The 12,512-nt window shown below is 68.0% G+C and carries 13 protein-coding genes; 3 read left to right on the forward strand and 10 right to left on the reverse strand.

The genetic code is table 11. The features are described 5' to 3' along the window. Genes HHL15_RS20695 through HHL15_RS20720 form a run of 6 tightly spaced genes read right to left on the reverse strand, consistent with a single transcriptional unit; the run spans position 1 to position 5,455 of the window. Entirely contained in the window at positions 1–753 is a 753-nt protein-coding gene (locus tag HHL15_RS20695; RefSeq protein WP_169147715.1) for an enoyl-CoA hydratase family protein, read from the reverse strand. Beyond that, positions 750–1,886, reverse strand: a complete 1,137-nt coding sequence (locus HHL15_RS20700; RefSeq protein ID WP_169147716.1) for an NAD(P)H-dependent flavin oxidoreductase — start codon at positions 1,884–1,886, stop codon at positions 750–752. The genes HHL15_RS20695 and HHL15_RS20700 overlap by 4 nt, the downstream gene beginning before the upstream one ends. Before the next feature lie 8 nt (positions 1,887–1,894). Then, on the reverse strand, positions 1,895–2,812 hold the full coding sequence (locus HHL15_RS20705; protein ID WP_169147717.1) for an enoyl-CoA hydratase: 918 nt from the start codon (positions 2,810–2,812) through the stop codon (positions 1,895–1,897). 24 nt (positions 2,813–2,836) lie between these two features. Continuing rightward, positions 2,837–3,637: a CoA-transferase subunit beta gene (locus HHL15_RS20710; RefSeq protein ID WP_169147718.1), complete on the reverse strand. Its 801-nt coding sequence runs from the start codon at positions 3,635–3,637 to the stop codon at positions 2,837–2,839. Positions 3,638–3,648: 11 nt separating this feature from the next. Continuing rightward, positions 3,649–4,524, reverse strand: coding sequence for a CoA transferase subunit A (locus tag HHL15_RS20715; protein WP_169147719.1), 876 nt, complete (start codon positions 4,522–4,524; stop codon positions 3,649–3,651). 31 nt (positions 4,525–4,555) lie between these two features. Further along, the gene (locus HHL15_RS20720; RefSeq protein ID WP_169147720.1) at positions 4,556–5,455 is read right to left on the reverse strand and encodes a VOC family protein; all 900 of its coding nucleotides are present in this window, start codon (positions 5,453–5,455) and stop codon (positions 4,556–4,558) included. A gap of 185 nt (positions 5,456–5,640) precedes the next feature. On the opposite strand from HHL15_RS20720, the gene HHL15_RS26605 reads away from it, so the two are divergent. Together HHL15_RS26605 and HHL15_RS20730 are read left to right on the forward strand one after the other, a co-directional pair. After that, on the forward strand, positions 5,641–6,204 hold the full coding sequence (locus tag HHL15_RS26605) for a GNAT family N-acetyltransferase (RefSeq protein WP_206198890.1): 564 nt from the start codon (positions 5,641–5,643) through the stop codon (positions 6,202–6,204). Between the two features lie 15 nt (positions 6,205–6,219). Further along, positions 6,220–6,711: a hypothetical protein gene (locus HHL15_RS20730; protein ID WP_169147721.1), complete on the forward strand. Its 492-nt coding sequence runs from the start codon at positions 6,220–6,222 to the stop codon at positions 6,709–6,711. 191 nt (positions 6,712–6,902) lie between these two features. Here the strand turns inward: HHL15_RS20730 and HHL15_RS20735 are convergent, their stop codons facing one another. The 4 genes from HHL15_RS20735 to HHL15_RS20750 all read right to left on the reverse strand — a co-directional run bounded on the left by HHL15_RS20735 (position 6,903) and on the right by HHL15_RS20750 (position 11,429). After that, positions 6,903–7,844 (reverse strand): bifunctional OB-fold nucleic acid binding domain-containing protein/MaoC family dehydratase, encoded by a 942-nt coding sequence (locus HHL15_RS20735; RefSeq protein ID WP_169147722.1) that lies wholly within the window; start codon positions 7,842–7,844, stop codon positions 6,903–6,905. A gap of 3 nt (positions 7,845–7,847) precedes the next feature. Then, entirely contained in the window at positions 7,848–9,059 is a 1,212-nt protein-coding gene (locus tag HHL15_RS20740) for a thiolase family protein (protein WP_169147723.1), read from the reverse strand. A gap of 197 nt (positions 9,060–9,256) precedes the next feature. After that, positions 9,257–9,430, reverse strand: a complete 174-nt coding sequence (locus HHL15_RS20745) for a hypothetical protein (RefSeq protein WP_169147724.1) — start codon at positions 9,428–9,430, stop codon at positions 9,257–9,259. A gap of 136 nt (positions 9,431–9,566) precedes the next feature. Beyond that, complete coding sequence (locus HHL15_RS20750; protein WP_169147725.1) at positions 9,567–11,429, reverse strand: long-chain-acyl-CoA synthetase; 1,863 nt, start codon at positions 11,427–11,429, stop codon at positions 9,567–9,569. 247 nt (positions 11,430–11,676) lie between these two features. Here HHL15_RS20750 and HHL15_RS20755 point away from each other — a divergent pair, with 247 nt between their 5' ends. Then, complete coding sequence (locus tag HHL15_RS20755) at positions 11,677–12,507, forward strand: alpha/beta fold hydrolase (protein WP_169147726.1); 831 nt, start codon at positions 11,677–11,679, stop codon at positions 12,505–12,507. Positions 12,508–12,512: the final 5 nt, after the last annotated feature.

A 12,512-nucleotide genomic window follows, 5' to 3' on the forward strand; every position in this document is an offset into this window, starting at 1 on the left:
TCAGAAGGTGGCGTCGCGCTTCTCGACGAAGGCGCGGCGGGTTTCGGCGGAATCCGGGCTGGTGTAGGCCTGCAGGGTGAAGCCCTGCTCCCAGCGGTACTTGTCTTCCAGGTTGCCGTCCTCGATGCCGTTGAGGGCCTCCTTGGCGATGCGGATCATGGCCGGGCTCTTGGCGGCGATCTTGCGGGCGATCTCCAGCGCGGCATCGCGCAGTCCGGCGCGGGGCACCACCCGCTCGATGAAGCCGTAGCGCTCGGCCTCGCGGGCGCCGATCTTGTCGCCGGTGAAGAACAGGTAGCGCACCTTCTGCACCGGAAACAGACGCTGCAGGTGGGCACCGCCGCCCATCGCGCCGCGGTCGACTTCGGGCAGGGCGAAGGTGGCGCAGTCGGAGGCCACCACGATGTCGGCCGCCCCGGTGATGCCGATCCCGCCGCCCAGCACAAAGCCATGCACGGCCACGATGACCGGCACGGGGCTGCGGTGCACTGCCTTGAAGGTGGCGTAGTTGCCGCCATTCACGGCCACGATGCGCTCCGGGTGGGCGTCCAGCTCCTTGATGTCCACACCGGCGCAGAAGCCCCGCCCTTCGGCGCGGATGACGATGACGCGGACTTCCGGGTTGGCGCCCAGGGCGTCGAGGTGGCCGGCCAGGGCGAACCACTCCACGCTGTCGAGGGCGTTGACCGGCGGTTTGTCGATGACGAGCTCGGCGATGCCGGCGTCGATGGAAATACGGAAGGCCTGCGTCACGTTGCGGTCTCCAGGGAGGATGGGGTTTGTCGGGGGGTGCTGTCGCGATCTGTGTCGCTGCCGCTGTCCAGGCGCCCGTACAGGGCGGCCAGGCAGGCCTCGGCCTCGGTGGCGATCTCCTCGACCACCTGCCGGGCACTCTTCAGCTCGCCGATGGCCGCGGCCACCTGGCCGCTGGGCAGGATGCCCTCGTCGGGGACGCCCTCGACCATCGAGCGCTGCAGCAGCACCGGCTGGTTGGCGGACATCACCGTCTGGGACACGGCACCCGCATCCTCGCGGATGGCCCGGCGCAGCACATCGACCATATGGCCTAGGCTCATGCCGGTCTGCTGCTTCCACTGCCATGCGCTCTTCAGGGCGATGCGCAGGCGGCCGAGCGGGCTGGCGGCCTCCAGGCGGCGGATGAAGGGGTTGTCGATCATGCGGTGGCGCATGCCGTCCACCGCCAGGGTCACGCGGATCTGCTGCGGGTCGTCCACCTTCAGGTAGCGGGCCAGGGTGGCCGGCGGGGTGGGCGAATCGGTGCTCATCATGAAGCGGGTGCCCATGGCAATGCCGGCCGCGCCGGCCGCCAGCGCGCCGGCCAGGCCGCGCCCTGTGGAATAGCCGCCGGCGGCAATCACCGGCACCTTCACCGCGTCGAGCACCTGGGGCAGCAGGATGCTGGAAGGCACGCCGCCGGTGTGGCCGCCCCCCTCCCCCCCCTGGATGGTGATCATGTCGGCGCCCAGCTCGACAGCCTTCAGCGCGTGCTTGACCGCCCCCACGGTGGGGATGCACAGCACGCCGGCTGCCTTGAAGCGGGCGATGGTCTGCTTGTCCGGCCCGCGGCCGTAGCTGACGGCCTTGAGGCGGTACTGGATGGCCAGGTCCACACACTGGGCGGCGTTGTCCTGGAACATGTGGAAGTTGAGGCCGAAGTTGCTGCCGCCGGTGGCGGCGATCACCTTCCTGATCTCCGCCTCCAGCTGGTCGGCGGCGATGGTGGCGCCGGCCAGGAAGCCGAAACCGCCGGCCCGGGTGGTGGCGATCACCAGCCCGGCGTCGGCCACCCAGCCCATCGCCGTCTGCACGATGGGGTAGCGGCAGCCGAGCCTCTCGGTCGCAGCGGTACGCAGCAGGGGACTCATGTCCGTGCTCATGCTTCGTCCTTTTCTGCCGCACGCTTGTTGGCGGCGGCCATGGCCTTGCCGTCGAAGCCGCCGAGGCGGTCGCCGGAGATCAGCTCGTTGTGGGTATGGGCGAAGTGGTGCCAGGCGAAGGTGGCGTCCATGGCGCTGCGCTTGCCCTGCAGGTCTTCCACGTGGTTGATGGCCTGCTTGGTGAGGGCCAGGCCCATGCGCGGCTGGCTGGCGATGCGGGCGGCCAGGGCGTAGGTGGCCTCCTCCAGGCCGGCCCGCGGCACGACCCGGTTCACCATGCCCATCTGGTAAGCCCGTTCCGCGCCCATGCGCTCGCCGGTCATCAGGAACTCCTTGGCGATGCGGGGATTCAGCTCATAGGGGTGGGCGAAGTACTCCACCCCCGGGATGCCCATGCGCACCACCGGATCCTGGAAGAAGGCGTCGTCACTCGCAACGATCAGGTCGCACACCCAGGCCAGCATCAGCCCGCCGGCCACGCAGGCGCCCTGCACCATGGCGATGGTGGGTTTGGGCAGCTCCCGCCAGCGCCGACACATGTTGAGGTAGACCTCTTGCTCACGGGCGTAGAGGTATTCGCCGCCGGGCTTGTTGGTGTGGTCCCACCATAGGTGCACCCGCTCGAAGGGCTTGTTGATGTCGCGGCCCGGGGTGCCGATGTCGTGCCCGGCGGAGAAGTGCCGGCCCTCCCCGCGCAGCACGATGACCTTCACCGCGTCATCGTCCACCGCCCGGCGGAAGGCGGCGTCCAGGGCGTAGGTCATCTGGGAGTTCTGGGCGTTGTTGAAGTCCGGCCGGCTCATGGTGAGGCTGGCGATGCCGTCGGCGACGGCGTACTTCACCGGTTCGCCGGTCTCGTAGTGGGCCGTGTCCTGGCGGGACACGAAGCCTTCGGCGCTGCTGGGGGCGTTCATGGATGTCTCCTGGTCGCGCCGGCCTCAGGCGGCCGGGCGGATGCCCGGCGGGTTGCCCTTGAGCTGGGCGGCACGCAGGTCGTGGGGGTCGAGGCGGCGGATGATCTCCAACTGGGCAGCGCCGGGATGCGGCGTCTCGCCCAGGCCCTCAGCCTTGAGCAGCGGGAAGCCGGTCTTCTCCTGCACCTCCTCGAAGCTCACCCCGGGGTGCAGGCTGCGCACCCGGGCGCTGTTGCCGGGGCCTTGCCAGTCCATCACGCACAGGTCGGTGACGGCGACGCGGATGTCCATCAGGTCGCGGCGCACGCCGTCGTCCCAGCGCTCGGGCTTGAAGCCGACGCCGGACACCATGTCCACCTCGCCGGCCACGAAGACGCGCGGGCTGTGGTTGGGCACGAAGAAGGAGTTGATGTGGTTGATGCTGTTGCCGGGCAGGCCGCGCACCCCCAGCATGGCCGCCTTGGGCTGGCGGTAGTCGCCCACGCAGGACAGGTTGGTCTGGGCCCAGCGGTCGATCTGGGTGGGGCCGACCATGGCGTGGCGGCGGCCGCCCCACACGCACTCGAAGACCCGCTCGAAGGACATGTAGCCGCTGTACTTCGGCACGTAGTCACCGCGGGGGCCGACGGGGATGGGATCTTCGACCAGGAAGGCCTCGCTGTCGGTCATCAGCAGCTCGGGGCTGTGGGTCAACTTGGCCAGGCCGGCGCCCAGGCGGGGAATGATGCCGAGGCCGGAGGCCAGCACCTCGCCGTTGTCGCGCCAGGCTTCCGAGGCGGCGACGATCATCAGCTCGGCCAGGGTGAAGGGCGTGTTTTCGTTCATGTCTGGTCTCCTCAGAACACCGGCAGGGGCAGCCCGGCCATGCGTTCGATACCGCCGTTGCGGTCCTGGTAGGCGGCTTCGCCGGGCTGCACGAATTCCTCCATGTAGGCCTGCCAGCCGCCGGGTTCGGTGGCGCTGGCCACGTAGCGCTTGAAGTGGCTCATGTCCCAGCCGTAGTCGGAGGGACAGGAGGTGGGGTGAGCGCCGCAGGGGGCCTCCACCACGCCGCTCACCAGGTAACGCTCGAAGGTGTTGAAGCGGGCCTGGGCGGCGTCCAGCTGCAGGCGCTCCTCCACCCGCTCCGCGGACACGTAGCAGGCCTCGGCGGCGCGGGCGAAGAGGTGGTCGAAATAGGGATCGGGGCCAGTCACCAGGGTGTTGCCGAGGCGGTCGGCCACGTTGACGTGGAGGATCGCCGCATCCAGCTTGAGGGCCGGCATGGCGAGCAGGGTCTCGCCATCTTCATAGGGAGACCGGATGGTCCGGATCTCCGGGTTGAGGCGGGTCACGTCGGTGGCCAGGCCGCAGCGGGTGGGCAGGAAGGGCAGGCGCATGCCAGCGGCGCGCAGGCCCCACTGGAACATGCCCTCGTCCAGCTCCATCAGCTCCAGGCTGCCGCTCTCGCGGATCTTGCGATACCAGGGTTCGAGGGGGATCGCGTCGAGGGTGGCGAAGCCGAAGACCAGCTTCTTCACCTTGCCGGCGGCGCACAGCATGCCGACCTCGGGGCCACCGTAGGCCACCACGGTGAGGTCCTTGAGGCTGGAGCGCAGGATCTCGCGGACGATGGCCATCGGCTTGCGACGGGGGCCCCAGCCCCCGAAGCCGACGGTCATGCCGTCGCGCAGGCGGGCGACGGCATCCGCCGCCGTCATCTGTTTGTTCATGTCGGGTCCTTGCTTGGGTGGGGAGGCCGGGTCAGGCCTGTTGCCGCTGGCCGGCGCTGAAGTCGTGGCCCCAGATGCTGACGCGGGTGAATTCGAAGGGGCTGTGCCCGGCCCAATCCACCTGCAGGCCGCCGCAGCCGAACTCCAGGTCGAAGCCGGACGGGGTCTTCATGTAGAAGGAGGTCATGCGGTCGTTGAGGTGCTGGCCGAGGGTTGCCGAGATGGGCACCTGGCGGGCCGTCATGCGGTCGTGGGCGCGGCCCACCTCGGTCATCGAATCCACCTCCACCATCACATGCACGCAGCCGCTGGGCACCGGGTACTCGGCGATCGCCAGGCTGTGGTGGCGGGCGTTGTTGCAGTGGAGGAAGTGGATGCGGATCGCCGGGCCGTCCGGGTCCGGGCGGAAATTGAAGATGTCGGAAAGGCCGAAACCGAGCACATCCCGGAAGAAGGCCGCCGAGGCGTCGAAGTTGGGGGACGGCAGTACCGTGTGGCCCATGCCCATCCCGCCGGTGAGGAAACGCGGCACGCCCTGGGGCGAGACGAAGGGCTGGCAGTCGGAAAGATGCCCCCAGCCCAGCTCGTGGCGGTTGCCCGAGGGGTCGGTGAGCAGGGCAATGGCCTGCATGCCACGCTGGCGGCACAGCTCGGGGGCGGCCAGCTCATAGCCGACGCCCGCGTTGCCGAGCGCGACCAGGGCGTCCTTGAAGGCGGCCTCGCCGGCCACCTCCCAGCCGGATGCGACGTAGCGGCGCTGGGCGCCCTCCACCACCAGGATGCGGAAGGGGCGCTCGTCCATCTTGACGTAGAGCCCGCCCCCCGGCGCCGGCGCGGTCATCATGCCCAGCACGTCTTCGGCATAGCGCCGCCATTCGTCCAGCTGGTCGATCTCGGTCACGAAATAGGCCAGGCCGCGGATATCGATCATGTCTGCTCCCCTAGGGTTCTCGGATGTGTGGAGAGCATTGTGCGAACTGGGCGCGCAGGCCTCATCGTCCGTTGAGACTAGCGGCGCCAGGCCACGGCCCGGCGGGCCGGGATCAGGGATCAGGGATCAAGGCGTGGGGCTGCGTCGTGCCGGCATCGCAGCGCAGGAAACGTGAGGACAGCCTGGTGCGTGGCGACAACCGTCTTGACGCGCAACGCGCGGACAAAGGAATATCGCGCTTCCAAACGCGGCACCAGAACATGACTGTGAATATCCGCGAATTTGCTCCTGCCGATGCCTTGAGCGTCAATGCCCTGGCCGTGAAGGCATTCGAGCAATTCCAGAACGCCTACGACGATTGGCCAGCTTTCAAAACAAGAATTGCCGGGATGTCATCCCTGGCTGGCGCTGGGGAATTGCTTGTTGCCGAAATCGACAGACAGATCGTTGGCGCGGTGGTGTACATCGGGCCAGGCATGCCCAAGGCCGACTTTTTCCAAGCCGAATGGCCAATCATGAGAATGCTGGTCGTGTCACCGGATTTTCGTGGCCTGGGCATTGGACGGGCACTGACCGAGAAGTGTCTGCAGCGCGCCAGGCGCGACAAGGCACAGGTTTTTGCCTTGCACTCCAGCGAAATCATGCAGGTGGCCTTGCCCATGTATTTACGTATGGGTTTTCAAATAATGTCGCAAGCACCTTCTATCCATGGAGTGGAATACGGTGTCTATCTCAAGAAGATCGATTGACGGCCCGGGTCCCTGATGCGTGATTCAACACAGGAAGAGCAGCTCGAAACACTGCGGAGCATGGGCAGATCCTGGGTGGGCCTGGCTGCACAGGGCATGTTCGTCGTGCCCGCCCTGATCGTCTTCTACAAGGCATTCACCCTGCGTGAGTACGGCTTGATCCCCATCGGCGCGGGACTCCTGCTGTTTGCAGCGGTCGTTTTTCAGGGCATGCCTCACATTCGACGGGCCATCCAGGGCATCGATAGCGATGATCGATGTGAGGGCACAGCCCAGATCTCGATCGAGGAGTCTTCGGAAACGACCTATTACAAGGCCATCGTCACGACACCCCTGCGTGGCCGGTGGGTATTCCACTTCCAGCCGCAGGGCTGGACGCCGGAAGAGGTCGTACTCCCGGTCGAATGTCGCTTCATTGACGGCGTCGAGTGGCCCGTTCTAGTGGTGGCCGAACCGGGGCTGATTTCTCCGCGCGAAGTCCCCAAGGCCCTGATGCGGGAGACCTGACAGTGCCCCGCACAGGCCCCGACGCCTGGATACCAGTACGCATGCAGCGCTTGCCGGCGCAAGGAGCTCAAGCCAGCTGCAGCGGGATCCCGGGCCGGTTTGCGATGAAAAAAACGCCAGCCTCAAGAGGCTGGCGCAAAGTTGGAGGACAACGGAACAACAACGGGGGAAACGAAGGAGGCGGCCGGGCCTTACATGTAGAGGATCACCAGATCATTGATCACGCTGGGCCGCTCGGCGCCGACCACGTGGGTATGCACCTCCAGGGTGAGCTGGGTGCCGCTCTTCAGCCGCTCCACCCGCTTGACCCGGGCGCGGGCCTGGATGCGGGCGCCGGCGGGGACGGGGGATGGGAAGCGCAGGCGGTCGGAGCCGTAGTTGACCATGTTGGTGAAGCCGGTGATCTCGAAGCCGAGCGGGATCTTCATGCGTGACTGCAGCACCTGCACCAGCGCACCGTGGGCGATGGTGCCGCCAAAGGGGCCTTGCTTGCGGGCCTTGTCCGGGTCGGTGTGGATCCAGTAGTCGTCGCCGGAGAGGCGGGCGAATTCGTCGATCAGGGCCTGGTCCACCACCACCTCGTTGCTCCACGGGGTGAAGCTGTCGCTGACCAGGGCCTGCAGGGCGGCCTCGTCGCTGAGCGGCACCTTGACCACGGTGACGGCGGGCGCCGGGGAGGCCGGCTGCTCGGTGGCGGGCGCCTGGCCCCTGGGCGTGATGGTCTTGTCGGTACCCGTGAAGCGCAGCAGCGTGCTGCCGTCGTCACGCACCCGGTCGAACACGGGCTTGAGGCGCATGCCGACGCGGATTTCATCCTCGGCCAGGCCGACCAGGGTGGTGTTGATGCGCACCCCTTCGTCCAGTTCCACCACGGCCAGCGCCTGAGGCATCTCGTCGGCAAAGTCCGGCAGGGTGGGAATGCGGGTCAGGGTGTAGGTGTACAGGCTGCCGGCACCGCTCACCTCATGCCAGGCGACATCGTGGGACCAGCACTTGTCGCAGTGCCGGCGCGGGTAGAAGATCCAGTGGCCGCAGCTGTTGCAGCGGGGAATGGTGAGGCTGCCGCGCTTGAGGCCGTCCCAGAAGGGGGCCGAGATGTCGGTCGGTGCGGGCATGGGTTTGTTGGTGGACATGCTTCAAGCTCCCTGGAGAATCAGTGCGCCCTGCTCGCTCATCACGCCGCCGGTGCCGGATACGAACACCGTGTCGCAGCGCTTGAGCTGGCGCTCGCCGGCGCGGCCGGAGATCTGGGTGAAGGCCTCGATGACCTGGGACATGCCGCCCGCGCTGCCGGCCTGGCCGAAGCTCAGCTGGCCGCCGTGGGTGTTCATGGGGAAGTCGCCCCGCCAGGTCAGGTCGTGCTCGCGCACCCAGCGCATGCCTTCGCCCTTGGGCGCAAAGCCGGCATCCTCGAGGGTCAGCAGCACGGTGATGGTGTAGCAGTCGTAGATCTGCGCGGCATCCACGTCGGCGGGCTTGATTCCGGCCATCGCGAAGGCGCGGGCGGCGGCGGGGCCGATGGGGGTGCGGGTCATGTCGGCGGCGTAGGTGGGCGACTTGAAGCTCAGGTGCTCGCCGAAGCCCTTGATCACCGCGCCGCGGTGGCTGGCCTTGGCGGCCAGCTCCTTCGAGGCGACGATCACCGCCGCACCGCCGGCCACCGGCATGACGATCTCGAGCACGCGCAGCGGGTCGGCCACCATCTTGCTGGCCAGCACCTCCTCGGCGCTGAGGGGCTTGCCGAAGAACATGGCGTCCGGGTTGGCCAGGGCGTTGCTGCGCTGGTCCACCGCGATCTTGGCCATGGCCAGCGGGTCGTAGCCGTACTGGGCGGCGTAGCGCTGGGCGATCATGGCGTAGCCGGTGTTCTGGCCCATGTGGCCGTAGGGCAGGTCGAACTCCGCCTCTGGCGCACCGAAGGCGGTGCTGTGGCCGCCATAGCGCATGGCCCGGGCCATCCAGGCCGGGTCCTCGTCGGGCCCCAGCGGCGCCATGCGGGCCGGCAGCACGCACAGGACGGCCTGGCACAGGCCCATCTCGATGGCCATCGCGGCACGCCACACCATCGCCACGGAGGTGCAGCCGCCCAGGTCCACCACCTCGGCGAAATTCAGGTTGAGTCCCAGGTATTCAGCCGCCATCGCCGGCACGAAGACCGAGGCTTCGTGGAACTGCGGGCCGTTGATGACCAACCCGTCGATGTCATCCGCCTTCAGGCCGGCATCGGCCAGGGCCCGCGAAGCCAGGTCGGCGACCTGCTCCAGGTGGAACATGCGCGGTGCGGTCTGATACTTCTCCGGCCTGTACTGTGCCGCACCGACGATTGCAGCGTTTCCCTTGAGTGCCATGTGTGCATCACCTCTGTTGTTCAGCCGGCAGCGGCCGGTCCATGGCTGCACGATGCCACAGGGCGATGCGGGGGAAATCGTTCAAATCGACTAGGCCGGCTGCGGCATGCCCTGCCGCGCACCGGCCCGGCCGTGAACGCACGAACTCCCTCGTGCCCCAGAGGCAGGAGGGAGTCCACGGGACAAGGAAGGCGGTGCTAGCGGGCCATAAGCGCCGCATACATGTGGTGGGTGCCGGAAGCGACGGCCTGGACGGGGGGGCACTGGGAGTCGGCCCCCTTGCAGCCATTCGCGGCGTCGGACTTCCTGTCGAAGGCGCTGATCCCCAGGCAGCTCAGGGCAACGCTGATGGCGCAGGCTTTGATGAACATGATGTGATCTCCTCCGGCCCCTTGAGGGCACTTTAGTGTTTTGGCGCTGGTTTTGCGCTGGGTTTGTGTTCTGGCAGATTGCGGCGGGGCGCCGGGCCCGGCATCGTCCAAACGGACTAGGCGGCCGACCCCGACCTCACCCCTCCGGCTGCGCCCGGAACGGGGCGTAGCCCACCCGGGCAAGCACGTCCTCGGACCAGGGGACGTAGCCGCCCTGCGCCTCGTCGCGCACATACAGCGGGTCGTCGAAGGCGGTCGGGTCGTAGCCCTGGCGTTGCAGGTCCACCTTGCGCAGCTTGAAGGAGGCCGTCATGTCGGCCTCGCGCGAGACGCGCACGAACTGGGGCGCCGCGTAGCGTGGCAGGCGGGCCTCGGTGAGGGCGTAGAAGGCCGCCGGGTCGAAGGTCCGGCCCGGCTGCATGACGATGGCGGCCATGCCGGCGCGGCCTTCGTGGGCCGGCACCTGCACGCCGTAGATGTTGATGAGCTCGACCCCCGGGCAGTCGGACAGGGCGTCGGCCACCTCCTGGGTGGACACGTTCTCGCTCTTCCAGCGGAAGGTGTCGCCGATGCGGTCGACGAAGTAGAAGTAGCCGTCCTCGTCGTAGCGCAGCAGGTCGCCGGAGCTCCAGAAGGCGTCGCCTCGCTGGAAGACGTTGCGCAGGATCTTCTTCTCGGTGGCCTCGGCGGAGGTATAGCCCTCGAAGCGGCCGCCGCCGATCTGCGGGTGATTGACGATGTAGCCCAGCCCCTCCCCCACCTCGCCAGGCTTGCACAGCAGGTAGAAGCCGCGGTCGTCGCGCGGGTGGGTGTCGCTCTCGATGTCGTAGCGCACCAAGCGGAAGTTGGTCTTCTCCCAGTAGGGCACCCGACCGCAGGAGCCGATGCGGTTGTCCACGTTGATCAGGGCGGTGTTGGCCTCGGTGGAGCCCCAGCCTTCGAAGATCTGCACGCTGCCGAAGCGCTCGATCCAGCGCTGCCAGATCTCCGGTGTCAGCCCGGCGCCCATCATGCAGCGCAGGCCGTGCCGGCGGTCGTCGGGGCTGGCCGGCTGGTTCATCAGGTAGCGGCAGATCTCGCCGATGTACTGGCACACGGTGATGCCCTGGTCGCGCACATCCTTCCAGAACTCCCGGGTGCTGAACTTGCGCCGCAGGGCGATGGCCGCGCCGGCGCGCAGCGCGGTGGAGGTGACGGAGGTGGCGGCGGCGCCGTGGTAGAGCGGCAGGCAGCAATAGAACACGTCGTCCTGGGTGGCCCCGATGGTCACCTCCATCACGTCGCCGGAGCTGAGCCAGCGCATGTGGCTGTAGCGGGCCGCCTTGGGCAGGCCGGTGGTGCCGGAAGTGAAGATCAGCAGGGTCGGGGTCTCGGCGGTGATGGCGGCACGGTGGCTGCGCGGGAAGGCGCTGCGCGGGGCGGCCGCCACATCGGCGTCAAAGGTCTTGTCGGCGATGCCGCTGCCGTGGCCCAGGTATGGCTTCTCGACATCGGCCAGGCACCACAGGTAGAGCTCGGGCAGGCCTTCGGTGGCAACGAAGTTGGCCAGGCACTCCTCACCGACCACGGCGGCCCGGGCGCGGGTGGTCTCCAGCGCATGGACCAGCGGGCGGCCGCTGACCTGGGTGTTGATGAAGGCCACCACCACCCCCAGCTTGACCAGCCCGAACCAGGTGAAGAAGAACGCCGGCCGGTTCTCCATGGCCAGGGCGCACACATCCCCCGGGCGCAGGCCACGGGCGAAGGCGGCGTGGGCCACCTGGTTGGCACGGGCATCCAGCTCGGCGTAGCTGAAGCGCTGCCCGCCATGCAGCAGGAAGGGGCGCCCGCCCTGGCGAGCGGCCATCTCCTCGACCCGGTCGGCCAGGGTGTACAGGTCGCCCGGCTTGATCAGGGCGCTGGCGGCGGCGCGGCGGTCCAGGCGCGCCTGGGTGACTTCCCGGGGCACGCAGCCCTGGTTCGGATCGGTCAAATTCGGTGGTGCATCATTTGCGCTCATGCACATGTCTCCCCGGTCTGTGGTGCAGGTTGCGGTGGGCGGGGCTGTGGGCGCCCCTTTCAGGTTCTCGCTGCCCATCATTCGCCTGCCCGCGCCGCGCAACATCGTCCGGAAAGACTAAGTTCGACGGGATTGCCGGCAGCGCCCCCGGCTGGTCTGAACGGACGATGCCGCGGCCCGCAGGTCCGGAGGAGCATCGCTACCGGAGCCCGTCCCTCGGGCGATTGACTACCAGGAGACATGAGCGATGACCCTGCAGGACCTTCCCCTCCCCCTCGACCGCTACGCCGAACTGCCGAACGGCATGCGCCTGCACTACCTGGACTCGGGCCAGGGGCCGGTGGTGGTATGGCTGCATGGCAGCGGGCCGGGGGCCAGCGGCCACAGCAACTTCAAGGGCAACTACCCGGCCTTTGCCGCTGCGGGCTTTCGCAACATCGTGCTGGACCTGCCCGGCTTCGGCCGCTCCGACAAGCCGGCCGACGCCCAGTACAACCTGGACTTCTTCGTGTCCCGGCTGTCGGCCTTCCTGGAGGTGATCGGAGTGAAGCGTTGCACCCTGCTGGGCAACTCCCTGGGCGGCGCGATCGCCCTGGGCCAGGCGCTGGCCCGGCCGGATCTGGTCGAAGGCCTGATCCTGATGGCCCCGGGGGGTGTGGAGGCGCGGGAAACCTACTTCCGGATGGAGGGCATCAAGCGCATGGTGGAAACCTATGCCGCCGGCCCCATGGGGGTGGCGCAGATGCGCCACGTGATGGCGCTCCAGCTCTACGATGCGTCCCTGCTCGACGACGCCCTGCTGGCCGAGCGCGCGGCGGTGGCGGCTACCCAGCCGGCCAACCTTTTCTCGACGATGATGGTGCCCGACATGACGGAACGCCTCCACGAGCTGAAGTGCCCGATCCTCGGCTTCTGGGGCACCAACGACAATTTCAACCCGGCCAGCGGCGCCATGAAGATCCTTGACCACGCCCCCCAGGCCCGTTTCATCATGATCAACCGCTGCGGCCACTGGGTGCAGGTGGAGCACACCGACCTGTTCAACCGCAGCTGCATCGACTTCCTGAAGCGGGGCTGACCAGC

It is taken from the genome of Zoogloea dura (assembly GCF_012927165.1).
Classification (GTDB): Bacteria; Pseudomonadota; Gammaproteobacteria; order Burkholderiales; family Rhodocyclaceae; genus Zoogloea; species Zoogloea dura.

Excerpts from the sequence above, each read along its gene's own strand:
- HHL15_RS20715 (WP_169147719.1), bottom strand. The coding sequence starts at position 4,524 with ATGAACAAACAGATGACGGCGGCGGATGCCGTCGCCCGCCTGCGCGAC.
- HHL15_RS20755 (WP_169147726.1), top strand. The coding sequence starts at position 11,677 with ATGACCCTGCAGGACCTTCCCCTCCCCCTCGACCGCTACGCCGAACTG.
- HHL15_RS20700 (WP_169147716.1), bottom strand. The coding sequence starts at position 1,886 with ATGAGTCCCCTGCTGCGTACCGCTGCGACCGAGAGGCTCGGCTGCCGC.
- HHL15_RS20740 (WP_169147723.1), bottom strand. The coding sequence starts at position 9,059 with ATGGCACTCAAGGGAAACGCTGCAATCGTCGGTGCGGCACAGTACAGG.
- HHL15_RS20735 (WP_169147722.1), bottom strand. The coding sequence starts at position 7,844 with ATGTCCACCAACAAACCCATGCCCGCACCGACCGACATCTCGGCCCCC.
- HHL15_RS20705 (WP_169147717.1), bottom strand. The coding sequence starts at position 2,812 with ATGAACGCCCCCAGCAGCGCCGAAGGCTTCGTGTCCCGCCAGGACACG.
- HHL15_RS20710 (WP_169147718.1), bottom strand. The coding sequence starts at position 3,637 with ATGAACGAAAACACGCCCTTCACCCTGGCCGAGCTGATGATCGTCGCC.
- HHL15_RS20750 (WP_169147725.1), bottom strand. The coding sequence starts at position 11,429 with ATGAGCGCAAATGATGCACCACCGAATTTGACCGATCCGAACCAGGGC.
- HHL15_RS20745 (WP_169147724.1), bottom strand. The coding sequence starts at position 9,430 with ATGTTCATCAAAGCCTGCGCCATCAGCGTTGCCCTGAGCTGCCTGGGG.
- HHL15_RS20730 (WP_169147721.1), top strand. The coding sequence starts at position 6,220 with ATGCGTGATTCAACACAGGAAGAGCAGCTCGAAACACTGCGGAGCATG.
- HHL15_RS20720 (WP_169147720.1), bottom strand. The coding sequence starts at position 5,455 with ATGATCGATATCCGCGGCCTGGCCTATTTCGTGACCGAGATCGACCAG.